The 18,833-nt window shown below is 67.8% G+C and carries 5 protein-coding genes; all 5 read left to right on the top strand.

Features of this window, described 5'->3' with window-relative positions:
* Window positions 1-189 precede the first annotated feature (189 nt).
* Genes FG95_RS11745 through FG95_RS19905 form a run of 5 tightly spaced genes read left to right on the top strand, consistent with a single transcriptional unit; the run spans window position 190 to window position 18,831 of the window.
* Window positions 190-13,404, top strand: a complete 13,215-nt coding sequence (locus FG95_RS11745; protein ID WP_037556051.1) for a VCBS domain-containing protein — start codon at window positions 190-192, stop codon at window positions 13,402-13,404.
* Between the two features lie 48 nt (window positions 13,405-13,452).
* Window positions 13,453-14,175, top strand: coding sequence for an OmpA family protein (locus tag FG95_RS11750; protein ID WP_081933121.1), 723 nt, complete (start codon window positions 13,453-13,455; stop codon window positions 14,173-14,175).
* Entirely contained in the window at window positions 14,175-15,569 is a 1,395-nt protein-coding gene (locus FG95_RS11755; protein ID WP_037556052.1) for a TolC family protein, read from the top strand. The genes FG95_RS11750 and FG95_RS11755 overlap by 1 nt, the downstream gene beginning before the upstream one ends.
* 35 nt (window positions 15,570-15,604) lie before the next feature.
* The gene (locus tag FG95_RS11760) at window positions 15,605-17,752 is read left to right on the top strand and encodes a type I secretion system permease/ATPase (protein ID WP_037556053.1); all 2,148 of its coding nucleotides are present in this window, start codon (window positions 15,605-15,607) and stop codon (window positions 17,750-17,752) included.
* Window positions 17,749-18,831 (top strand): cell wall hydrolase, encoded by a 1,083-nt coding sequence (locus FG95_RS19905; RefSeq protein WP_052182315.1) that lies wholly within the window; start codon window positions 17,749-17,751, stop codon window positions 18,829-18,831. Before FG95_RS11760 ends, FG95_RS19905 begins: the two co-directional genes overlap by 4 nt.
* The last annotated feature ends 2 nt before the right edge of the window (window positions 18,832-18,833 follow it).

Consider the following 18,833-nt stretch of genomic DNA (forward strand, 5'->3'; position numbering starts at 1 on the left):
AGCAGCAAGATTAAGTCCGAGACCGTGTTTTCTAAAAAATTGTTAACGCGCTTGCGGAGTCTCGAGAATCCATGCTCTCCTGATGGGTGGGGAAGGTCCGAGTCGCTCGGACAGTGGGTCGCACTGACATTGGTGGATTTTGCTTTGCTGCATTCGCGGCGGGGTGAAGTGCGTGCGAGGAAAATAGCCATGGATTCTTTCGACAATCCGGCCCGCAACGGAATCACGGGGCCTCAAGGCGGAGGCGGGGAGGGCGCATCGGCGGACCGGTCGAACCAGGCCGTAGCGGATAGCCAATTCCTGGCCGCTGCCGCACAGGTCACCGCGGCCGCATCGGCGCTGCCGCTGGCGATCCAGGCGATCCTCCTTCCCGACGCGAGCGGGCGCGTCGTCCTGCCCGCCGGCGCGTCGATCGACGACATCAGCGTGTCGGGCGCCGACCTGATCGTCACGCTGCCGAACGGGCAGGTGCTGATCATTCCGAACGGCGCGGTGGATATTCCGTCGATCGTCATCGATGGCGACACCGTGCCCGCGAGCACGGTCGCGCAGCTGCTCGACAATCTGGGCGAGCTCAATCCCGAGGCCGGCACGCGCAGCTCGGGCGGCAATTTCGCCGACCCCGAAGGCCCGATCCAGGACGCCTATGCGCTCGGCGACCTCCTGCCCTACACCGAACTCGCCTTTCCGCAGCCCGAAGACCGCGAGCTGATCCCCGACCTTCCCGACGACGAGCCCGAAGTGGTCATCGTCACGCCCGACCAGCCCGCCGGGGCCGTGGCCGCCACGGCGAGCGTCGACGAGGCGGGGCTTCCGGCGCGCGGCGAGGAACCCGCGGGTAGCGACAGCGAGGCGAACAGCGAAACCACCACCGGATCGATCGTCTATGACGCCGCCGACGGCGTGGGCGCGATCACGATCAACGGCACCGCGATTACCGCGGTCGGCCAGGTCATCGCGACCCCGCTCGGCCAGCTGACGATCACCAGCCTGGCGCCGGGCAATGTCGGATACAGCTATACGCTCGCCGACAACAGCGATGCGAATGCCGACCCGACCGATATCTTCACCGTCGTCGTCACCGACCGCGACGGCGACACCGCGACCGCGACGCTGACGATCGACGTCGTCGACGACGTCCCGACCGCGCGCGCCGATAGCGACGCGGTCGCGGCGGGCAGCTTCGCGCCCGAGACGGGCAATGTGCTGACCGGCGCGGGGACGAGCAGCGGCGCAGCGGGCGCCGACACGCCGGGCGCCGACGATGCGGTGCTGACGGGCATCCGCGGCGCCGACGGCGAGGGCGGCTTCGCGGCGCCGGGGACGGTTCAGGGCCAATATGGCGCGCTGACGATCGCTGCCGACGGCAGTTATACCTACGTCCGCGATCCCGGCACGCCCGGCGGCGTCGACGATGTTTTCTCCTATCAGATTACCGACGGCGACGGCGATACATCGACGGCGACCCTGACCATCCGTATCGCCGATGCGCCGACCGTCATCACCTTCGTCCCGGGCGAAGGTGATGACGGGACCATCGTATACGAAGCCGACCTGCCGGGCCGCGACGGCGAGACCCCGGGTTCGGCCTTCGGGGGCGGTGAAGGTGGTGGCGCTTCGACCAGCGGCACCATCACCTTCACTGCGGTCGACGGCGTCGGCAGCGTGTCGATCCGCGGCATGGCCGTGACGCCGGGATCGCTGCCGCAGACGATTGCGAGCGACGCGACCGGAACGCTCGTCGTCACCGGCTACAATTTCGATCCCGCGACCGGCGAAGGGTCGGTCACCTATGTCTATAATCTTATCGACAACACGCTCGACGGCGACGGCACGACGGTCAGCTTCGACCTCGTCATCACCGATGCCGACGGCGACGCGGCGTCGGATACGCTCGACATATCGATCGTCGACGACGCGCCGGCCGCGCGCGCCGACAGCGACAGCGTGACCGAAGACGGTCCGGCGACCGCCGACGGCAATGTTTTGACGGGCTTGGGTGGCGGCGACGCCAATGCGACCGACGGCGTCGTCGACACTCAAGGCGCCGACGGCGCGGTCGTGACCGGGCTGGCGGGCGGCAGCGTCGGCGAACCGCTCGCCGGCGCCTATGGGGTGCTGACGCTGAACGGCGACGGCAGCTACAGCTATGTGCTCGATAACGCATCGCAGCCGGTGCAGGGGCTTTCGGCGGGCGAGGTGCTGACCGAGACCTTCACCTACACGATCACCGACGGCGACGGCGACACCTCGACGACGACGCTGACTATCACGATCAACGGCACCGACGACGGCGTGACGGTGGACGGCCTCGACGCCGAGGGCGCCGAGCTCACCGTCGACGAGGATGATCTTGCGGACGGGTCGTCACCCGACGCCGCCGCGCTGACGCAGGACGGCAGCTTCAGCGTCTCGACCCCCGACGGGCTCGGGAATGTGAGCGTCGGCGGGGTGCAGGTCGTGACCAACGGCGTCTTCACCCCCGGCACCGCGACCAGTCCGCTTGGGACCATCAACATCACCGGATTCACGCCCGTCACCGGCGCCGACGGCTCGGTGATCGGCGGCAGTTTCACTTATGAATATGTCCTTGCCGACAACACGCTGACCCACGCGAACGCCGGCGAGGACGACGTCACCGACAGCTTTGCCGTCACCGTCACCGACAGCGACGGATCGAGCGCGAACGCCAGCCTCGACGTGCGCATCATCGACGATGTCCCCGACGCGGCCGACGACGGCGCCGGCGCGGCCGAAGACACGCCGGTCGTCATCGACGTGCTGGCGAACGACGTTCGCGGCGCCGACGGCGTCGATCCCGCGACGGGCGTCGCGCTCGCGACCGCGCCGGCGAAAGGGACGGTCGTCTACAATGGCGACGGCACCTTCACCTATACCCCGACGGCGGGGCAGGAGGGCGAGGACAGCTTCACCTACACGATCACCGACGGCGACGGCGATACGTCGACCGCGACGGTGACGGTGACGCTCGCGAAGGATTCGATCCCGACGATCGATCTGGGCGCCGACAACAACGTCGACGAGGCGGGGCTGCCGAACGGCTCAAGCTTCGCCTCGAACAGCGAGACGGCGACGGGCAGCTTCACGCTGACCACGGGCAACGACAGCGTCGCATCGCTCGTGATCAACGGCGTCGATGTGACCGCCGGCGGCACCGTGACGACGCCTGTCGGCGTGCTGACCGTGACGGTCGGCGGCGGCGCCTACAGCTACAGCTATACGCTCACCACCAACACGTCGGGGGACGACAGCTTCGACAGCTTCACCGCGGTGGTGACCGACAGCGACGGCGACACCGCGACCGACACGCTGGTGATCGATATCGTCGATGACGTGCCGACGGCGCGCCCCGACACCGACAGCGTGACCGAGGACGGGCCGCTGACCGCCGACGGCAATGTGCTGACCGGCAGCGGCGGCGGGGACGCGAACGGCACCGACGGCGTCCTCGATACGCAGGGCGCCGACGGCGCGAGCGTGACCGCGGTCGGCTTCGGCGGGACGGCAGGCAGCGTCGGCGCGGGGCTGGCGGGCGCTTATGGCACGCTGACGCTGAACAGCGACGGCAGCTACAGCTATGTCCTGAACAATGCGGCGCAGCCGGTGCAGGGCCTGTCGGCGGGCGAGACGCTGACCGAAGTCTTCGCCTATACGATCACCGACGGCGACGGCGATCCCGCGACGACGACGCTGACGATCACGATCGATGGCGCCGACGACGGCGTGACGATCGAGGGGCTCGATGCCGAGGGCGCCGAGCTGTTCGTCGACGAGGATGATCTGCCGGTGCGCGCCGGCGAAGCGCCGGGGTCGGATACGACCCCCGACGGCGTGACCGACGGCGACAGCTTCACCATATCGACCCCCGACGGCATGGGCAGCGTCGTGCTCGACAGCTTCAACGGCGTGCCGCTCGGCGCGCCGCTGACGCTCGTCACCGCCGACGGCAGCTTTACGCCGCAATCGGTCGCGACCGCCTATGGCACGCTCTCGGTCACCGGCTTCACGCCGGTCATCGGCGCCGACGGTTCGGTGATCGGCGGCAGCTTCACCTACAGCTATACGCTGACCGACAACCGCACCGACCACCCCGCCGCCGGACAGGACGACCGCACCGACAGCGTCGGCGTCACCGTCACCGATGCCGACGGCTCGACCGCCAGCGCGGCGATCGACATCCGCATCACCGACGACGTGCCCGACGCGATCGACGACGGTACGACGCAGACGCTGGAAAATGCGCCGGTCACGATCGATGTGCTCGCCAACGACGTCGAGGGCGCCGACAGCGTGCAGCCGGGGGCGGTCGAGCTGGTGGCCGGATCGCTGACCGGCACAGGCACGCTCGTCAACAATGGCGACGGCAGCTTCACCTATACCCCCGCGGCGCAGGAAAGCGGCACCGTCAGCTTCCAGTATCGCATCACCGACGGCGACGGCGACACCGACGTCGCCACTGCGACGATCACGCTCGTCGCCGATTCGGCGCCGCAGATCCGCAATGCCGATGATGTGACGGTCGACGAGGACGGGCTTTCGGGCGCCAATGCCGACAATGGCCTCGCCGGCGAAGTGACCTCGACCGGCAGCGCGAGCGCGGCCGGGACGATCACCGTCGATTTCGGCAGCGACGTGCCGGCGGCGCTCGCCGGTTCGCTTGTCCTCAACGACAGCGGCGCGCTCGACACGCAGCTTACCGTCGGCGCCGTTCCGGTGACCTTCGCCAAGGACGGCGACGATCTCGTCGGCTCGGTCGGCGGCGCCGAGGTGATCCGCATCGCGCTGACGAGCGCGGTTGCCGGCCCAGGCGCGACCGAAGTCACCTATGGCTATACGGTCACATTGTCGCAGGCGGTCGATCAGGCGCTGCCCGGCATCGAGGACAGCGATCTGCTCGCGGGCATCGGCTTCACCGTCACCGACAGCGACGGCACCCAGTCGTCGGGCGCGTTCGACGTCACGATCGTCGACGATCTGCCGACGCTCAACGTCTCCGACACGCCGGTGAGCGTCGTCGAAGGCGCGACCGTGAACGGCACATGGACGCTCGATCAGGGCGCCGACGCAGTCGCGTCGGTGTTCGTCAGCTTCGGCAGCGGCAGCGCCACGCTGTCGCTGACGCCGGGGAGCAGCGTGTCGATCGCGCAGCCGACGGGCACGCTGACGGTGGGCGCAGACGGCAGCTTCAGCTTCGCGGCGGCGAACGATCAGGATGACGCCGCGAATCCGTCCGCGACCTTTACCCTGTCGGCGGTCGATCGCGATGGCGATCCGACGTCGGACAGCCTGACGATCGCGATCGCCGACGGCGCAGGCCCGGTGAACGCGACGCCGGTCACGCTGACCGTGAACGAGGCGGCGATCGACGGCATCGGCAGCAATCCGGCAAGCCCGGACGAGACCGACAGCGGCATCCTTGCCTTCACCGCGGGGTCGGACACGCTCTCGGGCTTCGCCTTTACCGGCGTCGCGGGCCTTGTCGCCAATCTCGACGGCGCCGGCACCGACATCTTCTGGTCGATGGCGCCCGACGGGCAGACGATCACCGGCTCGCTGACGCTGGGCGGGCCCGCCGCGATTACGATCAGCCTGACCGCGCCCGCGAGCATCGCGCCCGGCGCGACGGCGAATGCCAGCGTCACCGTCACCCTCGCCGACAATCTGCCGCACGCGATCGCCAATGCCGCGCAGACGCAGGCGCTGGGAACGGTCACCGTGCAGGCGACCGATACCGACGGCGACCCCGCAACCGGCGTCGTCACCGTGCAGGTCATCGACGATATTCCGGCGGCGAACCCCGATGTCGACAGCGTGACCGAGGACGGCGCGCTGATCGCGGACGGCAATGTGTTGACGGGCAGCGGCGGCGGTGACGCGAACGCCACCGATGGCGCCGCCGATACGCAGGGCGTCGACGGTGCGGCCGTCACCGCGCTCGTTGGCGGCACGGTCGGCGCGCCGCTCGTCAGCACCTATGGCACGCTGACCCTGAACGCCGACGGCAGCTATTCCTATGCGCTCGATAATGCGAACAGCGCGGTGCAGGGCCTCTCCGCCGGTCAGACGCTGACCGAGACCTTCACCTACACGATCACCGACAGCGACGGCGATCCCGCGACGACGACGCTGACGATCACGATCAACGGCGCCAACGACGGCGTGACGATCAATGGCCTTGCGGTCCCCGGCGGCGAGGAGGTCGTGAACGAAGACGATCTTCCCGACGGATCGTCGCCCGATGCCGCGGCGCTGACCCAGACGGGCGACTTCACCGTCACCGCGCCCGACGGTCTCGACGACGTCACCATCGGCACCGCGCAGGTGATGACGAACGGCGTCTTCACGCCCGGCCTGACGACGACGAGTGCGTTCGGCACGGTGACGATCACCGGCTTTACCCCCGTCACCGCGAGCGACGGTTCGGTGATCGGCGGCACCTTCACTTACGAATATGTGCTCGATGACAATACGCTGACCCATCCGGCGGCGGGCGAGGACAATGTGATCGACAGTTTTGCGGTCACCGTCACCGACAGCGACGGGTCGGTTGGAAATGCCAGCCTCGACGTCCGGGTCATCGATGACGTGCCGGCGGCTTCGCCCGAGCCGAACCAGAATGTCGCCGAGGGCGCGACCGTCACCGGCACGCTCGATTTCGTCGAGGGCGCCGACGGCGCGAGCGTCACGGCGATCAACGGCACGACGCTGATATTCGGCGGCGACGGTTTCTCGCAGGCCATCGACATCGGCGACGGCACGATCAAGGTAAAGACCGACGGCAGCTACAGCTTCACCGCCGATGCCGCGGTGCCGGGGACGGGGAGCGCCTCGGCGACCTATACGGTCACCGACGGCGATAACGACACCGCGACGGCGGCGATCAGCTTCACGATCACCGATGCCAATGTCCCGACCGCGGGCGAGACGCAGGCGTCGGTCGACGACGACGCGCTCGCCGGCGGCAATCCGGCGAGCACCGCGGGCGACCTGCCCGATCCGAACAGCGATGGCGACAATGATCAGGCGACCTTCAGCGGCCTGCTGAACCTCGATTTCGGGGGCGACGGCGCGGGTTCGGTCGATTTCGCCGCGATGGACGGGCTGTTCGTCAATGTCGGTCAGGAATCGGTCCAGCTCGCCTGGAACGCGGGCACCGGCACGCTGACCGGCACGGGTCCGCGCGGCCCCCTGTTTACCGTCGAAGTGACCGACAGCGCGGCGGGCGCCTATAAGGTGACATTGCTCGACAATGTCCTGCACGCCGCCGGCGGCGACGAGAATGACGCCACCGCGACGCTGACCTTCACCGTTACCGACAGCGACGGGTCGCCCGCGAACGGCACGCTCGAAATTACCTTCGACGACGATGCGCCGACGGTGACCGCAGGCGGCGCGCAGCCGGTCCTGACGGTCGATGAAACCGCGCTCGGCATCGATGCACAGGCCAGCTTCGCTTCGGTGTTCACGCCGGTGTTCGGCGCCGACGGCGCCGCGGCGGCGAATGCGACGACCTATGCGCTCGGCATCAACGCCGGGGCGACGGGGCTGGTCGACACCGCCACCAACGAAGCCGTCGTCCTCAGCGTCGTCGGCGGCGTGGTCGAGGGGCGGACCGCGACGTCGGACGCGCTTGTCTTCACGCTCAGCGTCGCGGCGAACGGGACGGTCACGCTCGACCAGATCCGCGCCGTGGTCCATACGCCCGACAGCGGGGCCGATCAGCCGACGGGTCTGGTCGCCGACAACCTGATCACCCTGACCGCGACGGTCACCGACGGCGACGGCGACACGGCGGCGGCAACGGCGAATATCGGCCAGAACCTCGTCTTCCGGGACGACGCGCCGGTGGCGGAGGACGACAGCGCGGGACTGACCGAAGGCGGTCCGAGCTTCGTCACCTTCGATGTCGACACCAACGACAACAACGGCGCCGACGGCTTCGGCAGCCGCAGCTTCACCAGCCTGACCAGCAGCTACGGCACGATCACGATCAATGGCGATGGGACGCAGACCTATACGCTCACGCCCGCCGGACAGGCCGCCATCGATGCGCTGGCGCCCGGGGCGACGCTGACCGATGTCTTCACCTATACGCTGACCGACAAGGACGGCGATAGCGATCCCGCGACGCTGACGGTGACGCTGACCGGCACCGACGACGGGGTGACGATCACCAATCTGACGCCCAAGCTGGATGGCGGCGACGCGACGGTGGACGAGGACGACCTGCCCGCCGGGTCGGACACGACCAAGGAATCGCTGACCACGACGGGCAGCTTCAATATCTCGGCGCCCGACGGCGTCGCGGATCTGTCGATCCACGGCGTGCAGGTGATCAACAACGGCGTCTTCACGCCCGCGGCGATCCCGACGCCGCTCGGCAATATGCTGAACATCACGGCCTATAATGCCGCGACCGGCGAGGTCAGCTACAGCTATACGCTGAACGCGGCCGAAACGCATGCGAGCGTCCAGGGCGAGAACAGCCTGTTCGAGGATTTCACCGTCGAACTTACCGACACCGACGGCGACAATGTCGACAGCCTCCTGTCGATCGCGATCATCGACGACGTGCCGACCGCGCGCCCCGACACCGATGCGGTGGCCGAGGATGCCGGCGACGCGACGGGCAATGTCATCACCGGCGTCGGAACCGCCAACGCGCCGGGCAGCGCCGACACCGCTGGCGCCGATGGCGCTACGGTAACCGGCGTCGCGGCGGGGACGTCGGCGACGGCGGTCGCAGGCAATGTCGGTGCTGCGGTGGGCGGCAGCTACGGCTCGCTGACGCTGAACGCGGGCGGCGGCTACACCTATGCGCTGAACAACGGCAATGCGGCGGTGCAGGCGCTCGGTGTCGGAGAGACGCTGACCGAGACCTTCACCTACACGATCACCGACGGCGACGGCGACACTTCGACGACGACGCTGACGATCACGATCAACGGCACGAACGACCTGCCGACGATCGGATCGGCGACGACCGCGGTGTCGGACGAAGGTCTGGCGGGCGGTTTTCCCGATAGCGCCGGGACCGTCGACACGACCGACCTCACGCTCCGCACCGGCACGATCGCGGTCGGCGACCCCGATGGCGATCCGCTGACGCTGTCGCTCGGCGCGCCCGCGACGGCGCTGTTCTCGGGCGGCCAGCCGATCGTGTGGGACACGACCAACCCGCAGCTCCTGCTCGGCAAGGTCGGGACCGAAACGATCATCAGCGTCGCGATCGACAATGGCGGCAATTACACCGTGACGCTGTCGGGGCCGATCGACCACCCCGACACGACGCAGGAGGATGCACTGTCGCTCGTCGTGCCCGTCAGCGCCTACGACGGCACGACGACGGTCACCAATGCGAGTGCGCTGACGATCGGTCTCGAGGATGATTCGCCGGTTGCCATCGCGCCGCTGGCCGCCGCGCTGATCAACGCGCCCGGCTCGTCGGTCTATCAGTCGCTCGACAGCGACGGCGACGTCGACAATAATTACGGCGGCGATGGCCCCGGAAGCGTGATCTTCACCGCCGCGACGATCGCCGCGCTCCAGGGCCAGAATCTGACCTCGGGCGGCCAGGCGCTGACCTATGTCATTTCGGCAAACGGCACCGTGCTGACCGCCGAAAAGCCGAACGGCGACGACGTCTTCATCATCCGCCTGCAACCCGCGGGCCATGCCGACCAGTATCAGGTCGAGATGGTGCAGAAGCTCGATTCGACCGCGACGGTCGATTTCAACAGCGGCGGCTATGACTTCGTCGGCGGCAACACCGCGTGGGTCGGTTTCGTGAAGGCGGGCGACAACAACAGCCAGGACATATTGATCACGCCGATGAAGAATAATGCCGACGGCGGCACCGTCAACGCGAACAACACCGAAACCGGCGTCGACAACAATAATGTCGGGCCGACCGAGGCAGTGCGCGTCGATTTCGTTATCGACCTCACCGGCTCGCCCGGCAACGGGCAGGACTATGGGGTTCTGGCGAACCAGAACCACGCCTTTGATTCGCACTATACCGCGAACGGCGCGTCGGCGCTGTTCACCAATATCAACAGCAGCAGCAGCGTCCGGCTGGTCGCGCGCGACGATGTCGATACCGACAATGATATCGGGGACGGCATCAAGGATACGATCACCAAGGTCGCGATCAGCTATAACAATGCGACGCTCTCGGTGACCGCCAACGGCACCTATAATGTCGGCGGGCAGAACTTCACCGTCACCTTCAGCAACGGCGAGGCGACCGTCGCCGGGGTTGTTTCGAACGCGGTGGTCGCGGGCTTCACCGCCGACGGCTACAACAGCATCGAATTCCACCACGCGGGCGGCGACACCTTCAAGATCGGCGACTTCGGCGCGGTCGTGCAGACCGAAAATCCGGTGAATTTCAATGTGCCCGTGGCCATCGTCGATGGCGACGGCGACACCGCGCCGGGCTCGCTGGCGATCACCACCGCGTCGCCGCTCCTCGTCGTCGGATCGGCCACCGGCGACGTCGGCGGCGAGCCGACCGACCATGTCGTCGCCAACCCGCAGGGCCTGCCCGACGGGGCGATCCAGGGCGGCGCCTTCGACGACACGCTCGTCGGCGACCCCGGCTCGGTGACGATCACCGAGGGGCAGCAGGCGAATGTCGTGCTCGTGCTCGACAGCTCGGGCAGCATGACGACCCAGATCGCCTTCGGGGGCGGTACGATTTCGCGGATGCAGGCGCTCAAGAACGGCGTCAACGCGCTGATCGACAGCCTGTCGCAATCGGGCGCGCTTGACGTCCGGATCACCGTGATCGATTTCGATGGCGACGGCGACAATCTGGGGACCTTCGACCTGATCGTGAACGGCGTCGTCCAGGCGGCGCAGGTCACGGCCGCGAAGGCGGCCGTCAACGGGATGACCGCCTCGGGCAGCACCAATTATGAGGACGGGCTGCAGGATGCGCTGAGCTGGATCAACGGCGGTAACGGCATTGCCGGCGCCGACGTCAACAAGGTCGTATTCGTGTCCGACGGCAACCCGACCGTCTGGAACACTGGCGGCAACGGCGACGACAGCGACGCCACCAATGTCCAGAATTCGATGAACCAGGTGCTGGGCTCGGACGGCACGAACGAACCGCAGCAGATCCTCGCGACGGGCTATTCGATCGATTCGGTGGGGATCAACGTCAACGCGAGCCTGCTGGCGCGGCTCAGCGACGTCGAGGACGGCAATGCTTCGGGCGGAACCGGCAGCGCGACCAACGCGACGTCGGCCGAACAGCTCGCGGCGGTGCTGCAGGTGCTCGGCGGCTCGACCGACCTCGCCGCGGCGGGAGCCGATACGATCACCGGCGGCGAGGGTGCCGACGTCATTTTCGGCGACGTGCTTTATACCGACGCTCTCGCGGCGCAGCTTGGCGTCAACCTGTCGCCGGGATCGGGCTGGGCGGTGTTCCAGACGCTCGAAGGCCGGGTGAACGCCGAATCGATCGATCCCGCCGGCAATGGCGCCGACTGGAATCGTCAGGACACGATCGCCTATATCCGCGCCAACTACACCGCGCTGGCGCAGGAAAGCGGCCGGACGGGCGGCAACGACACGATCAATGCCGGCGGCGGGAACGACGTCATTCTTGGTCAGGAAGGCAATGACACGATCAACGCCGGGGGTGGCGACGACCTGATCCAGGGCGGCACGGGCCGCGATGTCATGACCGGCGGGACCGGGGGCGACACCTACCTCTTCAACGCTGGCGACAGTCGCCCGACGCTGGGCGGCACCGGCAATGGCGGGACGATCACGGGGCACGACGTGATTACCGATTTCAATCTCGCGGCCGATATTTTGAACCTGCCCGGAACCCCGGTCCCCGACGGGAATGGCGCGGTGAACGGAACAAACTCGGTTCTGACGATCAGCGGACAAGCGATCCGCTCGCATTCGGTCGCCGATGGCGTGATGACGTTCGACGACAATGATAGCTTCGCGAACGCGCTCACCCTGTCGAGCGATGCCCACGTCGCGGCGGCGGTCGACTATCTGCAACGCAACGACCTCGGCCCCGCGGGGACGACCGTCGCTTTCGTCGCGGGCACGCGGACCTTCGTCTATCAGCAGGTCGGAACCAGTCCGAACCCCGCCAACGACATTCTCGTCGAGCTGCAGGGCGTCACGATCACCAATTTGAACACGCTGATCGGCACGCGCGTCACCCCGGTGACGCTCGATCTCGGCGGCGACGGGCTCGATTTCGTGTCGTCGTCGGCGGGCGCCGCCTTCGACCATGACGGCGACGGCGTGCGCGAGGCGACCTCGTGGGCGGGTCGCGGCGACGGCATCCTCGTCCGCGACGCCAACGGCGACGGCATCGCCAATGACGGCGGCGAGATCAGCTTTTCGGTCGCCGGCTCGACCGATCTCGAAGGGCTGCGCCTGCAATATGACAGCAATGGCGACGGCAAGCTCAGCGCCGCCGACGCCGAATTCGCCAGCTTCGGCGTGTGGCAGGATGCGAACGGCGACGGCGTCACCGACGCGGGCGAGTTCCGCTCGCTCGCCGACCTCGGCATCGCCAGCATCGCGCTGACCTCCGACGGCAAAGCCTATGTCGCGGGCGACGGCGAGGTGATCGTCCATGGCGAGGCGAGCTTCACGCGCACCGACGGCAGCACCGCCGCGGTCGGCGACGTTTCGTTCATCGCCCCGCGCGCCGCGAACGACATCGAACGCACGGCGGGCAATCAGGCGCTGGCCGGCTCGCTGGTCGCCGCGTCGTTGATCGCCATCGCGCATGACGTGCGGCCGGACGGCCCGGCGACGGGCAAGAGCGTGAGCGAAAATGTCGTCACCATCGAAGCGGCCTATGAAAGCGGCGTCGCGGCGGCCGAAAACGTCCATGCGGTCGCGACGCACATCGTGGCCGAAACCGCACACGAACGGGTAGAGGAGGCTCGGCCCGTGCCGCCCGCCGCCACCCACGACGACGCGGCGCCCGCTTCGATCGATACGGATCGCGGCGACTGGCGCACCGATGCGGCCGGCGATGCGGACGCCGATCGCGGCGCGGATGCGCTGTTCGACCAGGTCGCGGACCATGCGGCGCCGGGTCAGGGCGTGATGGACGGGCTGCTCGCGCTCGCCGCGCTGCCCGCCGAAGCCGCCATCGCCGATGCGGCGGCGCACGACCCGGCGGCGACGGCGGTGCTCGCCGAGGTGATCGAGGGCAGCAATGCGATCGACCAGCTGATCGATACCGTCGCGGGCGGCGGAACCGTGCAGGAAGCGGTCGAAGCGCCCGCCTTCGATCTGGCGCAATTCCTCGACCAGCGCGTGATTCTTGAGGCGGGGATCGTCCCGCATCAGGCGATCGAGCAGGAACTTCACCAAGTGGCGGCGGCCTGACCGGCGCATTGCAGGACCAGAAAGACCTAGTGGGAGGGCGATTAGATCATGGCACATCAGGGACAATGGATGGCGGGGGCGCTGGCGGCGCTGCTACTCGCTCAGCCAAGCGGCGCGATGGCGCAGGCGCTCGCCGATCGGCCGATCGGCGAGCTCAAGACCGAGGTGCGCAGCCGCTACGACGCGGCGCTCGCGATGTCGATCGACCCCGCCGTCGCGGCGGCCGACAGCAATAGCTACGCCTGGGCGTCGGAGGCCAAGGTCCAGTGCGGCATCGCGCTCGGTTTTCTCAAATCGAACAGCAAGGACGCCGAAAGCCTGCGCCGCTGCGACTTCGCCTATGGCATGATGACGCGCCAGCCGGCGCCGCCCGCCGAAGCGGCGCTGGTGCCGCCGCCACCGCCGAGCACCGAAAATTGCCCGCCCGAGGTCGCCTCGACCTTCTATTTCGACTGGGATTCGACCACTCCGCCCGCCGACGCGGCGCAGTCGGTCGCTTTCATGGCCGAAAACCGCACGCGCTGCGGCTGGACGAATTTCACCGTCGTCGGCCACACCGACCGCTCGGGCCCCGATAGCTACAACGACGGGCTGGCGCTGCGCCGCGCGCAGGCGATCGCCGACATGATGGGCGGCGCGGGCATTCCGGCGGGCACGATCGCCGTCTCGGGAATGGGCGAGCGCCAGCCGCGCGTCCAGACCGTCGACGGCCAGCGGACGCCCGAAAACCGGCGTGTCGAAGTCGAAGTGAACGCGATGGGGGGACAGTGATGAAACCGCAACATAAGCTCGCCGGCCTTGTCTCGGCGCTCGCCATGGCCTGTTTCGCCGCATCGGCCGCGGCCGAACCGACCAGCATGCAGAATGTCATGGCGGTCGCGATCGATTCGAACCCGCAGATCCATCAGGCCGAGATGAACAAGCAGGCGATCGAGTTCGAACTCGAGCAGGCGAAGGGCCTCTATCTGCCGCGCGTCACGCTCGAATTGTCGGCGGGCGTCCGCCGGCTCGAAAATGCGACGCGCCGTGCGCTCGGCATCGCCAATGACGAGCTCTATCCGCTCGAGGCGGGGATCCGCGCCGAACAGACGCTGATCGATTTCGGCCGCCGCCGCGGCGAGAAACTGCGCCAGGCGGCGCGCGTCGACGGCGCCGCGCTGCGCGTCGTCGAACGCTCCGAATTCATCGCGCTGCAAAGCGCGCGGCAATATCTCGACGTCCTGCTCCAGCAGCGCGTCGTCGCCGCCGCCGAAGACAATATGACCTTCCACAACGGCCTCGTCGCGGACCTGTCGGGCGGGGTTAGCGCGGGCTCGATCAGCATCGCCGACCTTCAGCAGGCGCAGGAACGCGCCAAGGCGGCGAGCGTGCGCGTCAGCGAAGCGAAGGAAGCGCTGCAGAATGCGAAGATCGAGCTGCTCGCGCTGAGCGGGCTTCAGGTCGACGAGGTGCAGATGCCGCCGGCGATGGCCGAAAAACTTCCCGTCAGCCTCAGCGAAGCCGTCGGGCTCACCCGCACGCGGCATCCCAAGGTGCTCGAGGCGCAGGCCGACGTCGACGCGTCGAACGCCGAAGCCAAAAAGGCCAAGGGCGATTTCGCGCCCACGATCGGCCTCGAACTGTCGGGCCGGATCGGCGACGATATCGACGCCTTCCGCGGTGAGACGAACGACCTGCTCGGCCGCGTCGTGCTGCGCTGGGATATTTTCGACGGCGGGATCAACCGCGCCAAATATCAGGAGATGGTGCGCCGCGCGAGCGAGAGCCGCTTCCGCCTGCACGAGGCCGAGCGCAATGCCGAGGCCGATACGCGCCGCGCCTGGAACGCCCGCGAGACGCAGACTGCGGTGTTCCGCGACCTCGTCGACCAGAGCAAGGCGACCGACGAGCTGCTGCTGTCCTACCGCGACCAGTTCGGGGTCGGGCGGCGCTCGCTGCTTGATGTGCTCGACGCGCAGAACACGCGCTTCAACGTCCAGGTTCGCGCCGAAACCGCGCGCTTTTCGGAGATGTTCGCGGTCTATCAGATTCTCGCCTCGACCAACAATCTGCTCGACGCCTTCAATCTGACCGCGCCCGAATCGCGCCGCGTCTATGCCCGCGAAGAGGTCGGTTACGGCCCGCCGGCGCCCGCCGAACTCCAGCGTCGCCGCTACCCGCAATGACGTCCATGGATTGATTCCAGCTAGAAAAATTTGAAATGTTCCAGGATCAATCGACGATTGCGTATATCGGCAAGGAGGCGCCGGGCGATCCGCTGATCGCCTGCATCCTCTTCGTCGCGCAGCATTTCGGGCAGAATTTCCAGCGCGGCGCGCTCGTCGCGCTCGCCCGCGACGAACGCGGCTTCCTTCCCTTTCACCAGGCCGAAGCCGCGCTCGACCTCTGCTTCATCAACAACGAACGGCTCCATGCGCGCAAGGTACGGCATCTCGCGCGCGAACTGCCCGCGATCGTTGGCCGCACCGATGGCACATGCGCGGTGCTGCTCGAGGCGAAGGACGAGCAATATCTCGTCTGGGAACCCGGCGCCGCGCTGCCCTTCTGGGCCGACGAGGCGGCGGTCGAGGAAAGCTATGCGGGACAGGCGGTCGCGGTCGCCGCCGATCCGACCGCGATCCGCGCCGAGGAACGGCCGTGGGACGAACAGGCGAAGCGCCACTGGTTCTGGGGCGAGGTGCGGCGGATGCGCCGCTCCTTCTATCCCGTGCTCGGCGCGGCGTTGATGATCAATCTGCTCGGCTTCGCGCTGCCCTTGTTCACGATGAACGTCTATGACCGCGTCATCCCCAACAAGGCGGTGTCGAGCCTGTGGGTGCTCGCGATCGGGGCTTTCCTCGCCTTCGCGGTCGAATTCACGCTGCGCCTCGCGCGCGCGACCTTGCTCGACGATCTCGGCCGCGATCTCGACGTCAAACTGTCCGAGAAGATTTTCTCGAAGGTGCTGAACATGCCGCTCGCCGACCGGCGCGGCAGCACGGGGATGCTCGCGCGCCGCGTGTCCGAATTCGAAAGCGTGCGCGATTTCTTCGCCTCGACGACGATCGTGCTGATCGTCGACCTCGCCTTCCTCTTCCTCTTCCTGATCATGATCGCGGTGCTCGCGGGCTGGCTCGCACTCGTCCCGCTCGCGATCATTCTCGTCATGGGCGTCGCGGGCTATTTCCTCCAGCGGCGCATGATGCAGGCCTCGCTCGACAATCAGGCCGACATGAGCATCCAGCACGCGATGCTCGTCGAGGCGATCGGCGGCGCCGAAACGGTCAAGAGCTGCGCCGCCGAGGGACAGGTGCTCGGCCAGTGGCGCCGGATGGTCGACACCAGCGCGCGGACGCAGACGGCGCTGCGGCGGACGGGCGCCGCAGCGATCAACCTCGCGACACTCGGCCAGCAATTTTCCGGCCTCGCGCTCGTCGTCGGCGGTTTCTACCTGTTCGACGCGGGCAAGATTTCGATGGGCGCGATCATCGCGATCGTCATGCTCGCCGGCCGCTCGATGGCGCCCGTCGGTCAGCTCGCCTTCCTGATGACGCGCGGGCGGCAGGCGGTGACGACGATGGCGAGCATCCAGCAGATGATCGAGGCTGGCGACGAACGCCGCATGGGCAGCAGCGCGCTGAATCTCACGATCGACAAGGGCGACGTTGCGGTCGAGGGGCTGTCCTTCACCTATCCGGGCGCCGCGGCGCCGTCGCTCACCGACATCGACCTCAAGATCGATGCGGGCGAGCGGATCGCGGTCGTCGGCCGCGTCGCGTCGGGCAAGTCGACGCTCGGGCGGCTGCTCTGCGGACTCTATGCGCCCGATGCGGGCAATATCTTCATCGACGGGCTCGACAGCCGCCAGCATTCGCCGATTTACCTTCGCTCGCAATTCCGCTTCGTCGGGCAGGACGCGGTGCTGTTCAGCGGCTCGATCAAGCAGAATATGCAATATTGCGCGCCGGCAGCGACCGATGCCGAGCTGCTCGCGACGCTGCAGTCGATCGGCGCCGACCGCTTCATGGGTCGCGACGAGACCGGACTCGACCGCGGCGCGGGTGAGCGCGGCGGGCAGCTCTCGGGCGGTCAGCGCGGCTTCCTCACCATCGCCCGCGCGCTCGCCTCGCCCTCGCGGCTGCTCTTCCTCGACGAGCCGACCGGCGCGATGGACACGCAAAGCGAGCGGCTGTTCATCGAGGCGCTCGATAAGGCCGTCGCGAAATCGCAGACACTGATCATCGCGACCCACCGCGAAGCGATCCTCCGGCTGTGCGACCGCATCATCGTCATCGACGGCGGCCGCATCGTCGCCGACGGCCCGCGCGCCGAAATCCTCGCGCGATCCACCAAGGAACCGGTAGCATGATCCCCGAACTCCATATCGGCCGCGACGGCGCCGCGCGCGCCGAGGCGCCCTGGGCCGACGCCGATGCGCGGCGGCCGCCGAAGAGCCTGAAGTTCATATTGCCGGGGCTGTCGCTGTTTGCGGCGGCGATCCTCTTCGCCGCGTCGAACGACCGCCTGTCGCGCTTCGTCGAGGGCTGGAGCGCCGACCCCGCCGAAACCGCCAAGGTCGCGAAGCAAAAGGCGATCGCGAAGCTGATCACCGAAACCGAGACCGATTCGATCGTCCCCGCCGCCGAGGGCGCCGACGCCGTCGCGCGCAACGCGCTGCTTCCCGTCTCGGCGCTGCCGGTCGAAGCCGCGCGCCCCTTCCTGATGCCGACGATCTCGCTCGCCCAGTCCACCAACGCGCAGCGCTGCCTGACGCAGGCGATCTATTATGAAGCGGCGACCGAATCCGACGCGGGCAAGGCCGCGGTCGCGCAGGTTATCCTCAACCGCATGCGCCACCCCGCCTATCCCGACACCGTCTGCGGCGTCATCTATCAGGGCAGTTCGCGCCCCGGCTGCCAGTTCAGCTTCGCGTGCGACGGCTCGATGCGCCGCCCGCCGGTGCCCGCGCTGTGGCGCCGCTCGGCCGAGATCGCGCGCGCCGCTTTGTCGGGCCATGTCGAGGCGAGCGTCGGCATGGCGACGCATTATCACGCCAATTATGTCCTGCCGCGCTGGGCACCCAAACTCACCAAGATCGAACAGATCGGCGCGCATATCTTCTATCGCTGGCCGGGGTCATGGGGCAAGCCGCGCGCTTTTTCCGACGCATATTCCGGCGCCGAATATATTCCCGCCTTCAGCCAGCTTTACCAAGGCGGCGCCGCGACCGTCGAAGCTCTCGCCGGCGAAGCGATCGCGGTTCCGGGCATAGCTCCGCCGCGCGATCCGACCGACCACCGTGCCGACAATGACGTCGGCGGCCGCGTCGACGTCACCAAAGGCTGGGTGCCGAACATTCCCGACCCGACGCAGACGAAGGCGCGCTTCGACAGCCTGACTAGCCAGCAGGGCGTGCAGGCCGCGCCCGAAACCCTGCCCGGAACATAAGC

This window comes from Sphingopyxis sp. LC363, assembly GCF_000756385.1.
Taxonomy (GTDB): Bacteria; Pseudomonadota; Alphaproteobacteria; order Sphingomonadales; family Sphingomonadaceae; genus Sphingopyxis.

What these genes read in the sequence shown, in the direction of transcription:
- FG95_RS11745 (WP_037556051.1), top strand. Translation starts at nt 190, where the DNA reads ATGGATTCTTTCGACAATCCGGCCCGCAACGGAATCACGGGGCCTCAA.
- FG95_RS11750 (WP_081933121.1), top strand. Translation starts at nt 13,453, where the DNA reads ATGGCACATCAGGGACAATGGATGGCGGGGGCGCTGGCGGCGCTGCTA.
- FG95_RS11755 (WP_037556052.1), top strand. Translation starts at nt 14,175, where the DNA reads ATGAAACCGCAACATAAGCTCGCCGGCCTTGTCTCGGCGCTCGCCATG.
- FG95_RS11760 (WP_037556053.1), top strand. Translation starts at nt 15,605, where the DNA reads ATGTTCCAGGATCAATCGACGATTGCGTATATCGGCAAGGAGGCGCCG.
- FG95_RS19905 (WP_052182315.1), top strand. Translation starts at nt 17,749, where the DNA reads ATGATCCCCGAACTCCATATCGGCCGCGACGGCGCCGCGCGCGCCGAG.